This is a genomic window from Pseudalkalibacillus sp. A8 (genome assembly GCF_045920555.1).
In the GTDB taxonomy this organism is placed as follows: Bacteria; Bacillota; Bacilli; order Bacillales; family Fictibacillaceae; genus Pseudalkalibacillus.
The window spans coordinates 5,670,384-5,689,826 of sequence record NZ_CP174509.1; the positions used below are offsets into that span (position 1 = coordinate 5,670,384).

At 43.2% G+C, this 19,443-nt stretch carries 18 protein-coding genes; 2 read left to right on the top strand and 16 right to left on the bottom strand.

The genetic code is table 11. The features are described from left to right. Positions 1 to 576: 576 nt before the first annotated feature. The 7 genes from ACJROX_RS28365 to ACJROX_RS28395 all read right to left on the bottom strand — a co-directional run bounded on the left by ACJROX_RS28365 (position 577) and on the right by ACJROX_RS28395 (position 7,601). Positions 577 to 1,173, bottom strand: a complete 597-nt coding sequence (locus tag ACJROX_RS28365; protein ID WP_408008515.1) for a flavin reductase family protein — start codon at positions 1,171 to 1,173, stop codon at positions 577 to 579. 27 nt (positions 1,174 to 1,200) lie between these two features. Continuing rightward, on the bottom strand, positions 1,201 to 2,454 hold the full coding sequence (locus ACJROX_RS28370; protein ID WP_408008516.1) for an MFS transporter: 1,254 nt from the start codon (positions 2,452 to 2,454) through the stop codon (positions 1,201 to 1,203). A gap of 99 nt (positions 2,455 to 2,553) precedes the next feature. Then, positions 2,554 to 3,999, bottom strand: coding sequence for a sodium:solute symporter (locus ACJROX_RS28375; RefSeq protein WP_408011817.1), 1,446 nt, complete (start codon positions 3,997 to 3,999; stop codon positions 2,554 to 2,556). Positions 4,000 to 4,055: 56 nt separating this feature from the next. Next, positions 4,056 to 4,301, bottom strand: coding sequence for a hypothetical protein (locus ACJROX_RS28380; protein WP_408011818.1), 246 nt, complete (start codon positions 4,299 to 4,301; stop codon positions 4,056 to 4,058). 59 nt (positions 4,302 to 4,360) lie between these two features. Further along, positions 4,361 to 4,954, bottom strand: coding sequence for a 3-isopropylmalate dehydratase small subunit (leuD, locus tag ACJROX_RS28385; RefSeq protein ID WP_408008517.1), 594 nt, complete (start codon positions 4,952 to 4,954; stop codon positions 4,361 to 4,363). Next, positions 4,938 to 6,377 (bottom strand): 3-isopropylmalate dehydratase large subunit, encoded by a 1,440-nt coding sequence (gene leuC, locus ACJROX_RS28390; RefSeq protein ID WP_408008518.1) that lies wholly within the window; start codon positions 6,375 to 6,377, stop codon positions 4,938 to 4,940. The genes leuD and leuC overlap by 17 nt, the downstream gene beginning before the upstream one ends. Positions 6,378 to 6,392: 15 nt before the next feature. Next, positions 6,393 to 7,601 (bottom strand): CaiB/BaiF CoA transferase family protein, encoded by a 1,209-nt coding sequence (locus ACJROX_RS28395; RefSeq protein ID WP_408008519.1) that lies wholly within the window; start codon positions 7,599 to 7,601, stop codon positions 6,393 to 6,395. A gap of 227 nt (positions 7,602 to 7,828) precedes the next feature. Between ACJROX_RS28395 and ACJROX_RS28400 the strand changes: the two genes are divergently transcribed. Beyond that, the gene (locus ACJROX_RS28400; RefSeq protein WP_408008520.1) at positions 7,829 to 8,500 is read left to right on the top strand and encodes a GntR family transcriptional regulator; all 672 of its coding nucleotides are present in this window, start codon (positions 7,829 to 7,831) and stop codon (positions 8,498 to 8,500) included. Further along, positions 8,497 to 9,381, top strand: a complete 885-nt coding sequence (locus tag ACJROX_RS28405) for a hydroxymethylglutaryl-CoA lyase (protein ID WP_408008521.1) — start codon at positions 8,497 to 8,499, stop codon at positions 9,379 to 9,381. The genes ACJROX_RS28400 and ACJROX_RS28405 overlap by 4 nt, the downstream gene beginning before the upstream one ends. 120 nt (positions 9,382 to 9,501) lie before the next feature. On the opposite strand, the gene ACJROX_RS28410 is transcribed toward ACJROX_RS28405, so the two are convergent. The 9 genes from ACJROX_RS28410 to ACJROX_RS28450 form a co-directional block, all read right to left on the bottom strand. Beyond that, positions 9,502 to 10,626 (bottom strand): ROK family protein, encoded by a 1,125-nt coding sequence (locus tag ACJROX_RS28410; RefSeq protein ID WP_408008522.1) that lies wholly within the window; start codon positions 10,624 to 10,626, stop codon positions 9,502 to 9,504. Between the two features lie 14 nt (positions 10,627 to 10,640). Next, entirely contained in the window at positions 10,641 to 11,399 is a 759-nt protein-coding gene (locus ACJROX_RS28415; RefSeq protein WP_408008523.1) for a sugar isomerase domain-containing protein, read from the bottom strand. Further along, on the bottom strand, positions 11,396 to 12,568 hold the full coding sequence (locus tag ACJROX_RS28420; protein ID WP_408008524.1) for an N-acetylglucosamine-6-phosphate deacetylase: 1,173 nt from the start codon (positions 12,566 to 12,568) through the stop codon (positions 11,396 to 11,398). Before ACJROX_RS28420 ends, ACJROX_RS28415 begins: the two co-directional genes overlap by 4 nt. After that, positions 12,561 to 13,343, bottom strand: a complete 783-nt coding sequence (locus tag ACJROX_RS28425) for a glucosamine-6-phosphate deaminase (protein ID WP_408008525.1) — start codon at positions 13,341 to 13,343, stop codon at positions 12,561 to 12,563. Before ACJROX_RS28425 ends, ACJROX_RS28420 begins: the two co-directional genes overlap by 8 nt. A gap of 1 nt (position 13,344) precedes the next feature. After that, entirely contained in the window at positions 13,345 to 14,652 is a 1,308-nt protein-coding gene (locus tag ACJROX_RS28430) for a neutral/alkaline non-lysosomal ceramidase N-terminal domain-containing protein (protein ID WP_408008526.1), read from the bottom strand. Between the two features lie 24 nt (positions 14,653 to 14,676). Next, positions 14,677 to 15,942 (bottom strand): AGE family epimerase/isomerase, encoded by a 1,266-nt coding sequence (locus ACJROX_RS28435; protein WP_408008527.1) that lies wholly within the window; start codon positions 15,940 to 15,942, stop codon positions 14,677 to 14,679. A gap of 32 nt (positions 15,943 to 15,974) precedes the next feature. Continuing rightward, positions 15,975 to 17,480 (bottom strand): sodium:solute symporter family protein, encoded by a 1,506-nt coding sequence (locus ACJROX_RS28440; RefSeq protein ID WP_408008528.1) that lies wholly within the window; start codon positions 17,478 to 17,480, stop codon positions 15,975 to 15,977. Between the two features lie 80 nt (positions 17,481 to 17,560). Beyond that, the gene (locus ACJROX_RS28445; RefSeq protein ID WP_408008529.1) at positions 17,561 to 18,469 is read right to left on the bottom strand and encodes an ROK family protein; all 909 of its coding nucleotides are present in this window, start codon (positions 18,467 to 18,469) and stop codon (positions 17,561 to 17,563) included. Positions 18,470 to 18,480: 11 nt separating this feature from the next. Beyond that, positions 18,481 to 19,434, bottom strand: a complete 954-nt coding sequence (locus ACJROX_RS28450; protein ID WP_408008530.1) for an SIS domain-containing protein — start codon at positions 19,432 to 19,434, stop codon at positions 18,481 to 18,483. Between the last annotated feature and the right edge of the window lie 9 nt (positions 19,435 to 19,443).

A 19,443-nucleotide genomic window follows, 5' to 3' on the forward strand; every position in this document is an offset into this window, starting at 1 on the left:
TAGCTATTTTTAATCATGCAATTCGTATTATATCCCCCGAGTTAATTTTGTTCTCTCTTAACTCTCTAGAGAACTTTTCCCCAGTTTCCAAATGTAATAATGGACACAAAATATAACTCTGTAGTTTTTATGTCCCTCTTAAATTTTAAATAACTATTTGTTTTACTTGAAGGAACTAACATTTCCAATTAACACAACCCCATCGAATTTTATTCTCCTTTATTTTAACAATACTTAACACCTTTTAAACCAAGAATCATAAGAACAATTAAAATCATTCAGGCCCGGGAGAGGGAAACTTCTCCCGTTTTATTTTGGTAGATGCAGCCATCAAAAAAGGGGTTCGACAAATTAAACGTTTAGTCAATCAAACGTTTGTTTAAAGGGAGGAAATTATTGATGTGAAAGGATTTTCAGTTTCAATCAAATGTTTGATTTAAGGGTATGGGTGCCAGGGACCAAATGAAAACCCTTGTGCCACTTGGGTTCCTTAATGGTGCCTGGCACCTTTTGAGAACCGTTGGGGCGCAAGGGTTAAAATATAGTGCCTGGTACAGTCAACATGTGGTGGTACCGTCATCGTGGGAGTTTGAAGAATTGGGTGTTTTCGCTGTAGTTTCCGGCTAGTCTTCCGAGTGGTTGGAGTTTTTCCAGGTTGACTTTGTATGGTTCGAGATAGTACTCATCCTTGATATGATAGTGGATCATTTCGCCAAGGATCAGATGGTCGGATCCGAGTGGTATGATTTTATGCAGCTTACACTCCATTTGGATGGGAGCTTCCTCCACCCGCTTCGGTTTTACGACTGCACTGTCTACCGGGGTAAGCCCAGCCTCTTCGAATTCATCTGCCTCGCTTGGCAGGTTCTCAGAGCTTTTTTGCATCTGGTTCCCTAATGAAGAAGGAACTACATTGATCACGTACTCCTTCTGTGATCGAATATTCACTAATGTATCTTTTTCTGTACCACTTCTCTCCCCGACACCTGGACCGATTGAAATAGCCAACATCGGCGGCTGTCTGGATGCAACCGTAAAGAAGCTGAATGGAGCTAAATTCAATTTCCCTTCCTCTGAAATGGTCGAAACCCATGCGATAGGTCTCGGAACGACTGACCCTGATAATAATTTATAAACCTCTTTTGTACTTAGTTGCGAAGGATCAAATTCCATGCGTATATTCCCTCCTCTGTCCATATATCATGCTTCTTCTAATCTATTTTTCCGAACTTGGTAGGATAAAATCGATAGCAACACTATTACAATACCCATGATTGCGGTGATCGAAAGCCATCCTGCTGTGTAATGTCCGTTCTGGTCGACCATCAATCCGAATATCGGCGGTACGAAAATGACGCCCATCGATCCTAGGGTTATGCTGTAACCGCTCGATAGACCGGTCTGTTCTTTCGGCACCAGTTCAGACGCAATATTCATCCAAATGCCGTTGAATCCTGAAACACAAAACCCGAACAAGATGACAACCGGAACCAATGCCAAGAACGGTGTACCTTCTGGCAGAAAGGCTACGGTCGTACTCGCTATGGCTGCTAAAACAGCGATGATCATAAGGATGATCAATCGTCTCCCATTGAACAACTTGTCACTGATGACGCCCCAGCCGATCCTTCCTAACGAACCGCTCACTTCTGAAATGACGAGTAAGATCCCGGATAAAAACAGGCTGATTCCCATTTTTTCATAGGCGAATAAGACAATGTACGTATTCAAGCACATTTGCGATCCGTTCAACCCCATGGCGCTCAAACTGACCAACAGCAGTGGTTTGTTTTTTGCCATTTTAGTCAGCGATCTACTAAAGAAAGAAAACCCTTCTTTTTTTCGTGGCTTCAGGCTTCCCAGCGGATCCCTATAAAAAGCGAAAGCGACAAAACCTGTGATGATCAACCCAATACATGCAGTCAAAAGAACAGGTCTCCAGCCAAATGTTGCTGAAAGGGGCAGCAGTAAAAAACCAGCGAGCGCTGACCCGAAGGTGATTCCCATCTGTTTGATCCCCATCGCGGTCCCTCTTTGGGTCTGTGAAAACCAGTAAATGATTCCTCTATTTGAAGTCGGATGCATCGCTCCATAACCGAGCCCACCGATCAATACTAAAAGCAACACGAAAACGAAGTTCGTCAGCATTGTCATGATGAGAAAACTGACGCCTAGACAAAGCGAAAGCATCAAAAGCAGCCTTCTCGAGCCGATGAAGTCTGCCATGAAACCTACTGGAATGGATGCCAATGCTTGGCCAATAAAAAGCGCTGAGGGCAACAAACCAATTTCTGCTTTTGAAAGGGATAGGTCCTCTCCAATCAATATCCCTAACGGACCAAGACTTCTGCCAACGAAAGCAACCATCAACTGAGCAATGAGGAGCCATAGCAACATCCGCCATGGCTCTACAAAAAAACCTCTCTGTTCTGTCTTAAGCTCAACCGTGTTCACATCGAATCATCTCTTTTTTCTAGTCTAATAACGTGAATAAGATACTAGTTGATCAACCTTTTTAAATAAAGATCAATAAATTGACGAATTTGATTACAACTAAGCCTCTATTTTCAAAGAAGTCATCTCATCCGCCTGACCTTCCTGCTTAGCGGAAACAGGTACGAGGACTGATCCGACTACTGCAACGCCGAAGTTCACAATCAAGCCGATGACTCCGCCGTGGATACCGTAAATGGTTTTCAATCCAGTGAGTGTCATCACTCCTGCAATGATGGCGCCTAACAGCATCCCCCAGAATACAGGCCTTGCAGAAAGCTTCTTCCAATACAACCCTAAAATGAACGCTGGGAAAACTTGTACGAGTAGTTCGAATTTTAACACGAAAATCTGATAAAGTGTTCCTGGAGGATTCCATGCGATCCAGAGCAACAGAATGACCGCAATCACTCCGACGATTTTCCCGACCAGGACTTTGCGATGCTCAGAGGCTTTCGGATTGATGAAGTTTCCGTAAATATCGTTCGAAATCATAGACGAAAAACTAAGCAATACGGAGTCGGCCGTAGAAACAATCGCTGCAACGATCCCACCAAAGAACAGGATCATCACCCAGTAATAGAACGAATTGATGGATGCAATTTCATTCGCCATCATTCCGACCAATTGTTCTGAGCTCGCTTCATTCAATCCCGGGAACATCGATATTCCTATGATGCCGATGACAAAGACCAATCCCGTGGTTACTGGAGGCATCCAGGCCATGCGCGCAAAGGATTTTTTCAACGTCTTTTCACTTTCGGCTGAATAGATCCGTTGGACAGCATGCGGATAAATCGCCGCTCCACAACCAACGAGTAGCAAGATGCTGAACCAGTTGATCGAGGTTTCCATCGCCGGAACGCCGACTTTAGCCGGTTCTGAATCCATGATGAAGGTCGTGACATTCGTCAGGTTTCCACCAACTAAATAAAGGGCACCTCCTAAAAAGACGAGGATTCCGACCATCAGCACAATACCTTGCATGACGTCTGTAAACGCGACGGCCTTCATCCCGCCCATCCACTCATAAGCTAGCATAACAAGAATGAACGCGATGACGGCAACTTGATAAGGAATGGTCCCGCCAGTCATCCCTGCGACAGCTTGTCCGATGGCAACGAGCTGTTCCAGCAAGTAGTTCCCGAGACCCCATAACATGAGGAACACGCCTAGCAACGTCACGGCTTTCGAGTTGAAGCGATAACGGAGCCAGTCCGTCGGAGTGATGAATTTATTGCGTTTTGAAATGACGTACAACCTCGGTGCAAACAATAGATAGACACCGATGATGATGGTCATGAATGAGACAGATTGGAGCCAGGAGAAACCGCTTCGATATGCTGTCGGCGCATAACCTACGATCGTATTCCCACTGTATTGCGTTGCATACAGGGTGAAGAACAAGGCGATGAAGCCGAGGTTCTTACCAGCGAGAAAGTAGCCTGACATCGAGTGGTGAAGTTTTTTATCCCCTCTACCGGACAAATAACCGATCAGGAGCATGACCAATGCGTAAAAGACAAGGATGATGACGCCGTCAATACCTGAGAATGCTAGATTCACTGTTCATCCACCTTCCTTTTTTCCGCTTCTTCAATATCCTCGACGATGTTCCATTCATGAGTACATAGCCAGCTCAGATACCCGCACAGGACTAATGAAAAAATCGCCGATAGGAATGCCCAAAATGGAAAGCCTAGAATGATCGGCTCGACGGCTTTTTCAGGAAAGTACCAGGGTACGATGGCGATTAAGATTAGGACCAGCCCGATCCAAATCCATTTTTTCTTGATCGGCTCTTTCATCTTTTCCACGTGTTACGACCTCCCTAATGATAGAATTTTGTGAAAATTTACGGTAAAAATCAATAGTAAATCTTGTGGTCTTTCTCAAATGAACTGATTTTTTCGTGATGAATCAATGTGGCGCCTACTTCATCAAGACCTTGTAAAAGCTGGGACTTCTGATATGGCCTGATTTCAAAGGATGTTTCAAAACCAAGGTCGTCTTTTATCGTCTGCGCCTCTAAATCGACAGTGAGGCGGTAACCCGGATTTTGCGTTGTTCGGTTGAAAAGTGTCCCGATCTCATCGTCCGGTATAACGATTGGCAGGATACCGTTTTTAAAACAGTTGCTGTAGAAGATATCTGCAAAAGACGGTGCGATGATTACGCGGAATCCGTAGTCCTCCAAAGCCCAGGGCGCATGCTCGCGAGATGAGCCGCAACCGAAATTTTTCCGTGCCAGCAGGATTGAACTGTTCCTGTATTCCGACTGGTTCAATACGAATTCTGGATCTTCTTTTCCATCTTCGTAACGCCAGTTGTAAAAGAGGACTTCGCCGAATCCGGATTTCGTAATCCGTTTCAAGAACTGTTTCGGGACGATCGCATCCGTGTCGATGTTTTCGACATCCAATGGTGCCACAATTCCAGTATGTTTATTGAAAGGCTTCATTTCGCGCTTGCTCCTCCCGTTCTATGACTTTCCACTGTCTCACATCCGTAAAGCGGCCATTTATCGCCGCTGCCGCCGCCATTTCCGGACTGACAAGATGGGTTCGGGCTTTTGTCCCCTGTCTTCCTTCAAAATTCCGATTGGACGTTGATGCACACCGTTCTCCCGGTCCCACGATATCGTCATTCATTCCAAGGCACATGCTGCAGCCTGCTTCCCTCCACTCAAAACCAGCGTTAAGGAAAATCTGATGCAAGCCTTCTTTCTCGGCTTGTTTTTTCACGAGCTGGGAGCCCGGAACGACAAGCGCCCTGACTGTTTTTGCCACTCTGTATCCGTTTACAATTCTGGCCGCTTTTCTCAAGTCTTCGATCCGGCTGTTCGTGCACGATCCAATGAACACGACATCAAGGGGGAGGTCTTGTATGTTCTCTCCTCCCGAAAGCCCCATGTAATGTAGTGCTTTTTGGACATTTGCTTTTTGCGTGTCTTTGAAGTCATCGATTTTAGGGACCCTAGCTGTTATTCCTGTGACCTGGCCAGGATTTGTCCCCCAGGTCACCTGAGGTTCGATTTCGCTTGTATCAAATTCAACGGTGAGGTCAAACCGGGCGTCCTCATCTGTGTAGAGGTCCCGCCAATCTTTTAGAGCTGTTTCCCACTTCTCATCTTTCGGGGCATAATATTTATTTTGTAAGTATTCGAAAGTCGTTTCATCCGGTTGGATCAAGCCTGCCCGTGCTCCCATTTCGATTGTCATGTTACAGACCGTCATCCGTTCTTCCATGGATAATTTCCGGATCGCTTCACCGCGGTATTCGATGACATACCCTGTCGCAAAGTCATGACCGAATTTACCGATCATGGATAATATGAGATCCTTCGCTGTCGTCCCTTGGGGGAGTTTCCCTTCAACGTTGATGGCAAGCGTTTTCGATTTGTATTGCTTTAAGGTCTGTGTCGCTAAAACGTGTTCCACCTCACTCGTCCCGATTCCGAATGCAAGAGCTCCAAATGCTCCGTGTGTCGAGGAATGGCTGTCCCCGCATACAATCGTCTGGCCGGGCTGGGTAAGGCCTAGCTCCGGGGCGATGACGTGGACGATCCCCTGATGCTGGTGGTGTAGATCGAAAAGCTTCACCCCGAACGCTTTGCAGTTTTCTTCAAGTGTCTCGACCTGTTGCCTTGCAATTTCATCCTTGATCGGTTCATTCCTGTTTGTCGTCGGGATGCTGTGATCCATCGTCGCAAACGTCAAGTCCGGCCGGCGGACCTTTCGGTTGTTCAGCCGTAATCCTTCAAATGCTTGTGGAGACGTAACCTCATGAACCAGGTGGAGATCGATATAGAGAATCGCCGGCTGTCCATCTTCTTCATGGACAACATGTCGGTCCCATATTTTCTCGTACAAGGTCTTCCCCATCTTATTCCCTCCTTGTTAGATGATGTTGGTTGCCTTCAATTCTTCGAAATCCTTTTCGCTGAATCCTAAAAGTCTTCTGTAAACTTCCTCGTTGTGCTTCCCTAGTTTTTCAGCACCAGGTTGTTTGACTTTACCAGGAGTCCGGCTTAATTTTGGCACGATTCCCGGCATCGGAAATTCGCCAAGCTGAGGGTGATCGACTTTTAAAATCATTTCACGCTCTTGATAGTGCGGATCTTCGACGATTTCTTTTGCGGTATAGATCATTCCGGACGGCACACCTTTTTCCTCAAGTTTTTCGAGCGCTTCCTTAGCCGGGAGTGATTTCGTCCATTCCTCGATTAAAAGGTCGAGCTCCTTCATGTTCCTGCCCCTGGCGTGATGGGTCGCGAACCGTTCATCGTCTGCGAGTTCTGGTTGGTCCATCGCTTCACAAAGCCTTCTGAACACACCGTCTGCGTTCGCCCCGATCACGATATATGTCTCGTCTTGTGTAAAATAGATGTTGGAGGGTGCTACGCCTGGAAGGATATTTCCCATCCGCTCCCGAACATAACCGGCAAGTAGGTAATCCGGAATCAAGCTCTCCATGACGGAAAAGACCGATTCATAAAGGGCGGTATCGACGACTTGGCCTTTTCCGGATTGCTCCCTTTCATGAAGGGCGACGAGACAACCGATGGTCGCAAATAATGCGGCTAGCGTATCGCCTATCGATATGCCGATACGAGCCGGGGCACGATCAGGGAAACCGGTGATGTTACGGAGTCCACCAATCGCTTCGCCTACACTGCCGAAACCTGCCCGATGCTTATAAGGTCCCGTCTGGCCGAACCCGGAGGTCCGCATCATGATCAGCTTCGGATTGATTTCGGAAAGTGTTTCGTAGGACAGGTTCCATTTTTCCATCGTTCCTGGGCGGAAGTTTTCGATAATGATATCTGCGTCTTTCACCATTTCTTTTAAAAGCTGTTGTCCTTTTTCTTTACGCAGGTTCAACGTAATCGATTTTTTGTTTCTGGACTGGATCGGCCACCAAAGCCCGACTCCATCTTTTTCTTTGCCCCAGCTTCTCATCGGATCTTCTTTATCCGGGGGCTCGACTTTGATGACTTCTGCCCCGAAGTCTGCGAACAATCTGCCGGAAAAAGGTCCTGCTAAAAGAGTCCCTAGTTCCAGGACCCTTACCCCTTCAAGAGGCAAGCGTTCTTGGTTTTCGCTCATCTATGAATCCTCCTTACATGGTGGTTATCTAAAGATTCTGAATGTTGCATACAATACTAGCAAACTTGTATACAGAAAATCAACGTTATTTTGTAAACGCTTCATATTTAGGTGTTTTTGACTAAAAAAGTGGGAATTAAAGGCATTTTAATTACGTTTTCCGCTTTGTTTTTTGAATTTATTGAAAATTATAATCCTTTTGTATACAATAAAAGCGAGGTGTTGTCATGAATGTATACAACTATATAAAAGACGCGATCGTGCTAGGAAAATACGAGCCAGGGATGCGGTTGACAGAAGAACATCTCGCTAAAGAGCTGCAGATGAGCCGTACACCGATCCGCGAAGCGATCAAGAAATTACAAGCAGACGGGCTGATCGTCCCTTTGAAGCGCGGCGTGAGTGTCCGCAGTTTTACGAAAGAAGATATCCGTCAAATCTATGACCTCAGGACTTTGCTCGAGGGATATGCTGCATCTCAGGCGGCCATCCATCGGACGGATGAAGATCTTGAAAAAATGGCTGAAGCGAACAAATTATACAAAGAAGCAATCGATGAATGTGTACAATCTGATATCCATAGCGTCAAAAAAGTCGTCGAAGTAAACCAACAGTTTCACGAAGCAGTCGTCATGGCATCGAGAAACCAACATATCCACTTCCATATTTCTAAGGTCGTCGTCGTGCCGTTGATTTTCCGATCGTTCTATTGGTATGACCGCGGTATGTTGGAGCGATCTCTTGAAGTCCACCGGATCATCTTGAAAGCAATCGAGAATCAAGAATCGGAACGGGCACGAATCGCGATGCATGAACATATTTACGAAGGCCGCGACCATGTTTTGACCCATTTAGAAGACATAAAGAACCACCATTTGATAAAGGAGGATGTACATTGATTGAAATCTGTGAAGTCGGCCCAAGAGATGGTATCCAGAATGAAGCGAAGTTTGTCCCTACAGAAACGAAGGTGGAGTTGATCGAAAAGCTGATTGCCTCCGGCATCCGCTATATCGAGGCGGCCTCGTTCGTCAATCCGAAAGTCGTCCCGCAAATGGCGGATGCAGAAGAGCTGTTGACGAAGCTGCCAGTTCGGGATGAGGTGAAGTATGCTGGTCTGATACTAAGCCGTTCCGGTTTGGAGAGAGCGCTGAAGACGGATATCGGTTATTTGCATGTCGTCACGACGACCAGTGACTCTTTCAACCTGAAGAATGCGAGAAGGACTGTGGCTGATGCGACTGAGGAATTGAGTAAGGTCGTTTCGGATGGTGTCTCGGATGGTAGGAATGTCCTCGGAGTACTAGGTACAGCCTTCGGCTGTCCTTATGAAGGAGAAGTGCCTGTCGAGCGCGTGTTGAGCGTTGCGGAAAGCTTTTTGAAGGCCGGGTGCACGGGGATTACCCTTGCCGATACAACGGGGATGGCAAATCCAAATCAAGTATCGGAGGTTGTTAGTACTTTTAAGAGTGCGTTTGGCGAAGATTTGGATTTCGGTTTACATTTCCATAATACACGCGGGCTTGGTCTCGCGAATGTCCTTGCAGGGTACAATGCAGGGGTTAAAAGATTCGACTCCTCGATCGCAGGTCTCGGCGGTTGTCCATTTGCTCCAAAAGCTGTCGGCAACGTGTGCACAGAAGACATGGTCAATATGTTCCATGGGATGGGAGTTGCTACCGGCACAGATCTGGAACAGCTCGTCGAAACCGCCAAATGGATGGAACAGAACATGGACCGCTCCCTCGACGGCATGCTCATGAAAGCAGGAACAGCGTAAGTAAAACCATAGAAGAAGAGTATTAATTTAATAGATAAGTCCAGGCACCGAACGAATCGGTGCCTGGCACTTTTTATGAATGTAGATGTATCAACGGGTTTGAAAGTGTACCTGGCACCGTCAGGATTCAAAATTTAGAATGATTGAGATGGCTGCTCCTTTTGCTGGTGAATAAACTTCATTGACAAAGTTTATTGTTGTTTGTTGCAGTGGGAGGTCCAATGAGTTTTGCTCCGTACCCTCCATTGTTGTAGCTTTAAATTCAGGTACCCTATTATATGGGCTATCGACAATCACCAATTGCGGGTTCATCAAATGGATCACTTGAGATATTGCTTTCCCAAGATAAGAGCCATAATTTTTGAGGAGTTTTTTTACATGTTCCGAACTGCCATTTTGTAGCAATTCGCCTATATCTGAATTTGTGGCTAGTGATCCATTGGCTAAAACAGCTTCCTTAAAAGCTTTCAAGCTGATCAACCTTTCTAAACATCCATTTTGACCACATTTACATTTCGGTCCGTCAGCTTCTACACTTATATGGCCAATTTCCCCTGCCGTCCTGCTTGCGCCAAGATAGATCTTATTGTTAATGATGAAAGCCCCGCCAATACCTTCACTAATCCTTATATAAAAAATACTATGCAGGTCTTCATCGTTATCTTCAATGGCAGGTAACGCTGCCACTTTCACACTATTAAATACAGATACGTTCACATCAACCTTTTGTTCGATCATTTCTTTTAGTGAGACATCTTTCCAATTAAGGTTTGTGGAATGATGTACAATCCCCTTTTTCGGATTGACCAGCCCAGGGATCCCAATACCGATTCCGATCACATTTTTATATCGATTGACTGTCTTAACACAGTAGTCAATGACGGTTTCGATCAGGCTGCTCTCCTGATCGATGAATACCTCATTATGCTCAATAATCGTAATAGAATAATCGATGACCATTATTTCTATCTTATCGCTCTGAACATAAATGCCTACTGAATGATAGGAACCGGGCACGATTGACAAAGCTACACTCGGTCTTCCAGCTCCCTTATTTTCTTTAGAACCTCGTTCCACTACGATCCCTTGTTTGATGAATTGATCGATGATGAGGGAAACCGTGTTTTTACTGACATTCAATCCTTTTGAAATTTCTAATCTTGAACACAGCTTATTTTTTCTTAAATATTCGAGTACTTTTTTCTGGTTTCTCTCTCTTAATACGGCTGTTCCTTTAATTGACATCTAAATGCTCCTATTTACAACTTTTTGATCTTCCCTTTAAATTGATCAATGAATTGGGCGTTCCATTCATCTCCGCCAGTTGCATTTCCACTCATCCAAATTGGTGGCTTTATGCCTTCTTCCACTAGCATGTTTATTGCTTCCGCAGCCATTGCATTTAAAAGAAATGCATTTGCAAATGTAGATACAGCTGCAACTCTTTGTTCTAACCCCTCGATTCCGATGATTGCATCTCCCACACCAACCTTGCTGTCCAATACGACATTCACTAAATCATGGAGATTTTTCTTAGAGGGATGGCGCGCAGGATGATCATCCGGTGTATTGATGGCATGCTCCACAGACGTCACTCCGATCGTTTTCACCCCTAACTTGTCAGCTTCCAGGACGGCATCGATGGTAGCCGAATTGATCCCATATGCATTGATGATAATCAATAAATCATCTTCTTTCAGGTTATAATCATTGATTACAATCTTCCCATATCCAGGTGTCCTTTCTATTGCCATCGATCGTAAAGCCCCGCTGCTCAATAATGTACCTTCGTCGAGTATCGCACTGATGTGCATCAACCCTCCTGCCCGGAAGAACAATTCTTGGGACCCTAGATTCGAATGTCCACCGGGACCGTAAGCAAATACTAATCTATCTTTTTTTATTTGTGAAGCTACCAATTCTGCAGCTTTATGGATATTGTCCAACTCTTCATCGTGTAACCGATTCAGATGCTCTGTTATTTTAGATAGATACTGTCCTGTTAATGTAGATTTCATTTTTCCACTCCTAAGTGTTTTTTCTTTGAAACACACTTTCCCTTCTTATACGTTGCAACCAGTTCTATCCCTGAATTTTTACTATAAAAAAATAATATAAAATCAGCGTTAGCACCAACTTCAAGTTTTTGTCCAGATAATCCAAGCTTTTCCGCAGGGTTTACCGTTGCCATGTCAATCGCGTCAGCAAGCTCACACAAGCCCTGTTTCAGAAGATGGTTGATACCCCATATCTGCGTTTGAGCTGACCCTGCTAATAGTTCAGAATTGCTGGCCATATGGAGTTTCCCTTCTGTAGTCAAAACAACCTTTCCACCGATATGCATGTTGTACTCTCCAGGTTCCATTCCCCCTAAAGAAACACTGTCACTCACTACAATTGCGCGTTTACCCTTCATTCTGATTATCGTTTTCAAGACTGAATCGGGTAGATGAAACCCGTCAGCGATAAAAGTCGCCGCTAATTCATCATTGGCAAGCTGTTCCCAAATATAATTGGGATGGCGGGGCAACATCAAATGTGCTCCATTTCCAAGATGTGTTGATAATTTGGCACCCGCAGCAATTGCAGACCTGATTTGTGCTGGTTTTGCGGAAGTATGGCCTATAGATACGATGATTCCGTTTTCCGTACATTTTCTGATAAAGGGTTCAGAATCATCCCATTCTGGTGAAATTGTCAAAAGTTTCAACCTGCCGCCAGAAGCTTTTTGCCATCCACTTACCAGTGACCAATCCGGAGGCCTTACATACTTTGCATCATGTGCACCTCTTGGTCCATCCTCAGGTGAAATGAAGGGTCCTTCCAAATGAATTCCGGCAATGGAGTCATCCACGTATGGGAAACGAGCACAAACCTGTTTTATCGTTTCCATCGCTTCTTCGATTTTCTCCGGACTGTTTGTGATGATGGTCGGAAAATAGGATGTAACCCCTTCTTTCCATAACTCCCTGGTTATTTTCAAGATATCGGATTCTTTGATCGGAAGAGTGTTGAAATCTATTCCTTTATAACCATTGATTTGTAAATCAATCAGTCCAGGTGCGATATATGGTAAAGCTTCATTATTGGATATCTGGGTTCTGGTTAATTTTGTGAATTTCCCATCTCGCCAGTCAATTTCATTTGGTTCATCTGTTCTGTAATGAATCGCTTCTAGTTTACACATCCCATTGAATTCCTCCGCGGGAATCTTTATCTAAATATAATGTACAGTTCGGATGATCCCTCAATATACTAGCTGGCCAATTCGTCGTAATAGGTCCAGTTAATACATGTTGGACTGCATTCGCTTTCGTTTTGCCTGGAACGACGCAATACAGGAATTCTCCTGATAGCAAGGCCGGTATGGTAAGAGTGATCGCTTTTTCCGGAACCTCATCAATGCTACTGAAACAACCGTCATTGACTTGCTGCTGTCTGCAAGCTTCGTCCAGGGTGACTGTCTTGACTGTCTCTTCATCTTCAAAATCCGCCACCGGAGGATCATTAAAAGCGAGATGGCCATTTTCACCGATTCCCAAACAAACGATGTCAATGGGTTTTTCATTAAATAGAGATGCGTATCGTCTGCATTCATGTTCGCTTTCATTATCTCCATTTATCAAGTGGACTTCTTTTGGTTTTACCAGATCAAATAACTTCTCAGACAAGAAACGGCTGAAAGTTTGCGGAGCGCTTTCCTCTAATCCGATATATTCGTCCATATGGAAGGCTACAATCCTCGACCAATCAATCCTTTTATCCTGAGCCAAGTAAGACAGCACCTCATTTTGGGAAGGCGCAGCTGCAAATACCATTCTTATTTCATCTTTCTGTTGTAATAGATCTTTGATTTTTTCAGCAATTTGTCGTCCTGCATTATCGCCAAGCGCTTTTCGATCAGCAAAGGTTTTCACTTCTAAATGATCGACTTTATCAATTTGCACTGGAGAAACTGACATTCTAACAATCTCCTTTCATCATCAGTTCACGAATACCGAGTTGGATATTTTCTTCAATTGATCTCGAAAAGTGGGAAGGTACACCGAAAAAGTAAATCCATTCTTTCGACTCGTAGCCTCCCTCAATGATTTGTTGTGATGTTGGAATATAACCGATCATTCCATTACTATATGGCAATGGGAGTACATTATTGGAAAACTCTTTTTTTATGAATAACCCATAATCAACTACCATTTCTCCATTCATTGTCAAAAAGGATAGATCTTCACCGAACTCTACCAGCACTAATTTAAGTGTAGCCTCGGGAATCAGCCTGTTTTGGTTTTCCAATAGAAAGGTTTGCCAAACGATATGTTCATCCTTAGTCAAGGAATCTTTCATACACCGTAATTGATCGATCGACGGGATTTTCTCAAATTTTAATGGAACCGATCTCTTTTGTATTTGCATGTATTCCACATTTATTGGTTCAAGTTTATTTTCATCTATAGCCTTTATGACTTGATCAGCTAATTGCTGTCCTAATCGCTGGACGTCCGTCTGGTTTCCTCTATAAAATTCATTTTTTTCTTTATCAATCAATCCCGGTCTTATATCACCACAACAGCCTTGAAAGTAACCTGCTACCACTTTCTCCCCAAGTGCTCTTTCTATTTCTTCCGTCGCCACTCCCGGAAATTCTGATGATATATAGTTGTCTCCAGTGACTGTAGGGTGGCATGTGTAATGGACCATCACTCCTTTTATGCTGCCAGTAGAATTTTCTGCTGCTAAGATTGTCACATCAGGATCGACTGGCCCTTCTTTATTCGGTGCCATGCTAACCTGAAATTCAGATTTCAAACGACGGTTGATCCCAATATTGCAGGTAGTGGAACCCCTTGATAAGGTTACTGGTTCGAGATTTTGAACCGCTGATCTAATGGCGATAAGAACCTGAGTATTCAAGTTTTCAAGATAACGAGGTTCTGGAGCACCCAAAAAACGTGTGAAATTAGAGCTGGTTTGCGGACCCGAATGATTATGAGTCGCATGAAAAACGATTGTAAAATCTGAAGTCTTCAATTCGTTTTCAATCAGTTTTTCAATCTGTTTGCACTGTTCTTCATCCCACCAAATCAAATCAGCCGTGACCATGATAATGGTGTCCTTTTCGGATCGGGCACCTTCTTTTTCAAAATAAAACACTTTCAAAAACAACGGTTTCTCTATTCCGGAAAATGGCCCTTTTCGATGGGCAAATCCCGCCAATTCAAGAGGAACCGAAGGAGTTATATCGATTTTTGACGTTCCTAGCTTTAATGTCACGCCAATCTACCTTTCTTTTGTTGATCAAAAACAATTCTTTTTTTCACCAAGTAATTCTATTATCAAAATAAGATTTCTAAGGATATGAAAAGGATCCTTGACTGGTAATGCGACAACTTTATTGATCGGCTGACCTTTCCTATCTCGAATCTGTATCCATTCCCCTATCGATTGCTCGTTGTTGGGGAAAGCCCGAAACACATATTTCCTTAACCGGTGAAACCATTTCTCCATATTAGGATCTCCGGTCATTTTATATCCGAGGATAGAAGCATAAAGTGCTTCTGAATGGGGCCACCACAGTTTAGTGTCCCAGGTGTCCTTGATTAATTTCTCATAAAGAGTACCTATTTCATCTCCTATCGGCTTACCACCTAGATAATCAACAAACCTGAACAAACCGTCATGTTCTGTATCCCAACCTAATTCCAACGCATACAAAATAGAATCCACTGCCTTATTGATCGAATTGGTATCATTAACCTTCCGGGCTGAGTGAATGATGAACCACATGGACTCTAGAGCATGCCCTGGATTGACATGCCTGCTCAGTAAAGTTTTTTGTTTCTTAGTTTCTTTTGCCAGCATCTCAATAATTCTGCCATTGGATAATCTGAATTTCTCAAGGATGATTTTCACCAGGGTCAAAGTTTCGACTTGCAAACCGGATTTATCAGGATGACCCAAGACTTCTGCGGTTTCAGCAATCTCCTGAGCAACATTTAAGAGGATCATGTGAACAGAATGAGATGAGAATCCTTTTGGTATCGGGTACGGATCACTTTTAAAATTACCGGCCATTATCCCATCCGAGATATGCCTGAACAGGTCGATCGCTTGCTGGAGAATAACCCTATCGCCAGTAAGTGAAGCATATTCCTTATATCCCAAGCAGACGAAACAATCAGCATAGATACTTGAATCATAACCTCTTCCCTTTACATCCTCTTTCTTTTCACCGGATTCAGTAAGCAAGTATACATAGTTGCCATTTTTCAAAAGGGCATGTTCTTTTATGAATTCATACGTTTTCTTAGCATGGTCCAAAAAAAATTGCGTATCATCTTTAAGGATACCGGCTTGCATCATTTTGCATATCCTTGATTCGATCCATAAGTAACGCCCTTGTGACCAGATAAATTTGTCATTGCTTATTCGTTTTGCCCCATCATTTGTATAACAGGTATAAACACCACCGTAATGATCATCCATGGACTTTCTCCAAAACGGAAGAAGTTGATTCTCGATATGTTGGATCATTTGTTGAGAAATTTCTTTTTCATCTACCATGCTATGACTCCTTCCTTGTTGACGAAGTATTCTTACATGGAGATATTTTTGTTGTTGATTGATTCTTCTGGATCTTTTTGTAAAGCAGAAAACAGATCATTCAATTCTGGGGCTACAGGTTTGTTTCTGTTCAACCAGCCGATCGCTGTAAAAATCAAGGTAGAGGTTATTACCGGGGTCGCCATCTGACCTGCAAGAGAAACTTCTATACCATAATTCACTATTATGAAACCAACCAGTCCACCAATTATCGAAATGATCGCCGCCTTTGAATCACAATGTTTAAAGGCAGGAAGCAAACCGAATAGCATTGGAATTGATATAGGTCCGACAAGTGCAGCAAACCATGTCAATAATAAACCGATTACTCCTCCAAAAACATCAGAATTGATCGCTATCAATAGGGTAAGTGCAGTAAATATGAAAGTTGACATACGAGCGATTTTAAGCGATTGTTTTTGATTCATATCATGGAACTTTCTAGATACGACTGGTAATATATCACGCGTAATGACCGATGAAATTGTATTTGAATCAGAAGAGGTCATAGACATTGTCGCTGCAAATAATGAAGCCAATACTAATCCTACTAATCCTGTAGGCAGCAATTCTTGGGTCAGTAAAGCGTAGGATTGGTTCGGATCTCCGATATCTGGCAGAAAAATCGGAGCAGCCCACATTGGAAAGAATAGTATGAGTGGCCAAAATAGATAAAGGCCGGCTGAAAGTAATGCTGACTTTTTGGCGTCAGATCCCGATGGAGATGAGATATAACGAGTTGCTAAATTCCATGTTCCACCGTTATAGCTTAGAAAAACAATCAAGATAAATGCCGCGACAAAACCTGCAGTGTATGGTTCATTAAATGGTTGGCTGTTGGCTGGAGGCAAGTCTTCCCAAATCCCGCCTATCGAACTTGCCCCTCCTAGTTTTGTCATGACAATGAAGAACATTGCAAGGCCTGCGATGATCTGTACAATAAATTGGGCAAAATCAGTCCACACATCTGCCCATAATCCTCCTATCGTGATATAAATGAGTGAAATCCCACCTGAAAGCAAGATACCCGTTACTAAGGGGGTGCCTGTGAATACATTCAGCAGGATGGCAATTGCAGCCCATTTTGCACCTACATCAAACAATTTCAATAGTACACCACTCCACGCCATGACCTGCTGAGTCGGTACATTATATCTCATTGCCAGGTATTCAGTAGGTGATTCGATATCAAGTTTTATCCTTAGTCTAGACCAACGAGGTGCCATAAGAAATGCACCGATGAAACATGCTAAAAATACGGGGATCGCCCACCACACATAAAGGCTGAAACCATGCGTATATGCTAGACCTGCATAAGCGACAAACACTGCACCACTATAGCCTGAGACATGATGAGAAATACCTGAAAGCCACCAGGGCATCTTTCCTCCCGCTACAAAAAAATCTTTAGAACCTTTGACTTTTCCAAAAGACCAAAAACCGATCACAACCATAATCAAGAAGAATGCAATTAATACAATCCAATCAAGTGAATGCATAATACTCCTCCTAATGATCAATTAATTAATCCTAGTCTATGACTAATTAATTAAAAAAATAGCATTCAAATGTCTGAAAGTCAATAATTTTCTGAATAGTTTGCATTCGAACGGTTTTCATCTAACACTTTTAGTCCTGCTCCTACGATTCCATTGTCACCTAATGTACTTACAAACATTTTTTCTAAGCTCAGGTTTTGTTCAGGAATCACCATGCATAATAATTCTTTCTTTAATATTTCAAGGAGGAATGGATTGTTGATAATGACACTTCCCCCAAAAACAATCTTATGGGGATCTAATAAGCAAATTATTGCGTAAACACCTTTTGCAATTTTTCTCATTATAGGTTCCATTAGGTTTACTACCGTTGCATCTCCCCTTTCATATTCCGAAATTATTTCTTTAGTAGTCAGTGTTTGTCTAAGCTTTTGACTGCAAATTGAACTGATTGAAGGACCACTGACCTGGGCCTCCAAGCGCTGATTATCACTCTCTTGAAAAATCAAGCCGAGTTCTCCAGCAAAACCCTTCCCCTTGAAAAGTCTACCTTCATGTATGACACTGCTTGAAACACCTGTACTCCACGTGAAATAAACGAATGTGTCCTTCATATTCTTACCCGCAATCACCCATTCTCCATGAGCAGCCATGGCAACATCATTACCCATTATCATTTTGTAAGGAAAGACTGCTTGGAGTCTTTCAATCAAAGGGAAACTCCTCCATGGAAGGTTATTTTGGTAGATTGCGATCCCTTTTTCTGCATCGATTTTTCCAGGGACACCCACTCCAATCCCGACTATACGATCATTTCCATACCCTGACTCCCTTATAACGTCTTTAATACAGTCGACCACTTGAAGGAACATAGCCTCACTATCATATGCAACACTTGGGTATACTTTTTTAAATGAACAAGCCCCTTTTTCATCTACCAGGGATGCTGCGATTTTTGTTCCACCGATATCTAATCCAATAGCATACATAAGATCCGCTCCTAGTTCGGAAGAGTTATTTTCACAACCTGATTCAAATTACGTGGTTTATCAGGATCCAAGTCTAAAGCTATAGCTCGATAGTAGGCCAACATTTGGAGATAAGGCATGACAGAGATCGCTGAGATATGATCCGTTATATCTGATGGTAAAATGAAATTTTCGTCACTTTCATCAACCGGCGTATTCCCAATCGTCACAGTATATCCTCCGAATGATTGAATATCCTTGACGATACCTTTATCAAGCTCTTTGGTTTTTTTTGATGAAAGAACGATGACAATTGTCTTCTCATCCACAATTGATATTGGACCGTGACGGAATTCCAGGCTTGAATATGCTTCACATTCCGTTTGTGTCATTTCCTTCATCTTCAGACATGCTTCCTCAGCAAGCCCATAAGATACCCCCGTTCCTAAATAAATGAATCTAGTATACGAGAGATTGCTCCCGATATCTTTTATCTTGTGTGAATTCTTGCATGCTTCCTTCAGCGAAATCGGAAGAATGTCCAAGTCTTTTTGAACTTGCGCTTCCCCGAAAACGAGCACAGCGTATAATTGAATGGCATAAAGCATATTCGTGAATGATTGGGTCATGACGATACTTTTTTCGTTAATATGATCAAGTACTATACTTTCTTGAGCAACCTTGATCATTTCTGTGTTTGGATTACATGTGATTGCTAGTGTTGACACGTAAGCGTAACGATCAAGCTCTTTTATTGCTTTGATGATTTCTGTAGTAGTACCCGAACGTGAAAAGGCTATGATTTTATAGTTGATTTTGTCTGACATTATTTGTTGAGGATGAATGAATAATTCGGAAGCTGGCACTGCTTGGGATGGGATACCCGTCGTTTCCTGAAAAAACCGGGCTGCCGAAATGGCAAGATAATACGAAGTACCACATCCTGTGAATATCACATGTTCAAATGATGAGTCTTTCTCGAGCACTTTTGAGGA

Bases quoted from the DNA above. Each gene is read 5' to 3' on its own strand.
- ACJROX_RS28365 (WP_408008515.1), bottom strand. From the start codon at position 1,173: ATGGAATTTGATCCTTCGCAACTAAGTACAAAAGAGGTTTATAAATTA.
- ACJROX_RS28375 (WP_408011817.1), bottom strand. From the start codon at position 3,999: ATGCTCCTGATCGGTTATTTGTCCGGTAGAGGGGATAAAAAACTTCAC.
- ACJROX_RS28380 (WP_408011818.1), bottom strand. From the start codon at position 4,301: ATGAAAGAGCCGATCAAGAAAAAATGGATTTGGATCGGGCTGGTCCTA.
- leuD (WP_408008517.1), bottom strand. From the start codon at position 4,954: ATGAAGCCTTTCAATAAACATACTGGAATTGTGGCACCATTGGATGTC.
- leuC (WP_408008518.1), bottom strand. From the start codon at position 6,377: ATGGGGAAGACCTTGTACGAGAAAATATGGGACCGACATGTTGTCCAT.
- ACJROX_RS28395 (WP_408008519.1), bottom strand. From the start codon at position 7,601: ATGAGCGAAAACCAAGAACGCTTGCCTCTTGAAGGGGTAAGGGTCCTG.
- ACJROX_RS28400 (WP_408008520.1), top strand. From the start codon at position 7,829: ATGAATGTATACAACTATATAAAAGACGCGATCGTGCTAGGAAAATAC.
- ACJROX_RS28410 (WP_408008522.1), bottom strand. From the start codon at position 10,626: ATGTCAATTAAAGGAACAGCCGTATTAAGAGAGAGAAACCAGAAAAAA.
- ACJROX_RS28415 (WP_408008523.1), bottom strand. From the start codon at position 11,399: ATGAAATCTACATTAACAGGACAGTATCTATCTAAAATAACAGAGCAT.
- ACJROX_RS28420 (WP_408008524.1), bottom strand. From the start codon at position 12,568: ATGTGTAAACTAGAAGCGATTCATTACAGAACAGATGAACCAAATGAA.
- ACJROX_RS28425 (WP_408008525.1), bottom strand. From the start codon at position 13,343: ATGTCAGTTTCTCCAGTGCAAATTGATAAAGTCGATCATTTAGAAGTG.
- ACJROX_RS28435 (WP_408008527.1), bottom strand. From the start codon at position 15,942: ATGGTAGATGAAAAAGAAATTTCTCAACAAATGATCCAACATATCGAG.
- ACJROX_RS28440 (WP_408008528.1), bottom strand. From the start codon at position 17,480: ATGCATTCACTTGATTGGATTGTATTAATTGCATTCTTCTTGATTATG.
- ACJROX_RS28445 (WP_408008529.1), bottom strand. From the start codon at position 18,469: ATGTATGCTATTGGATTAGATATCGGTGGAACAAAAATCGCAGCATCC.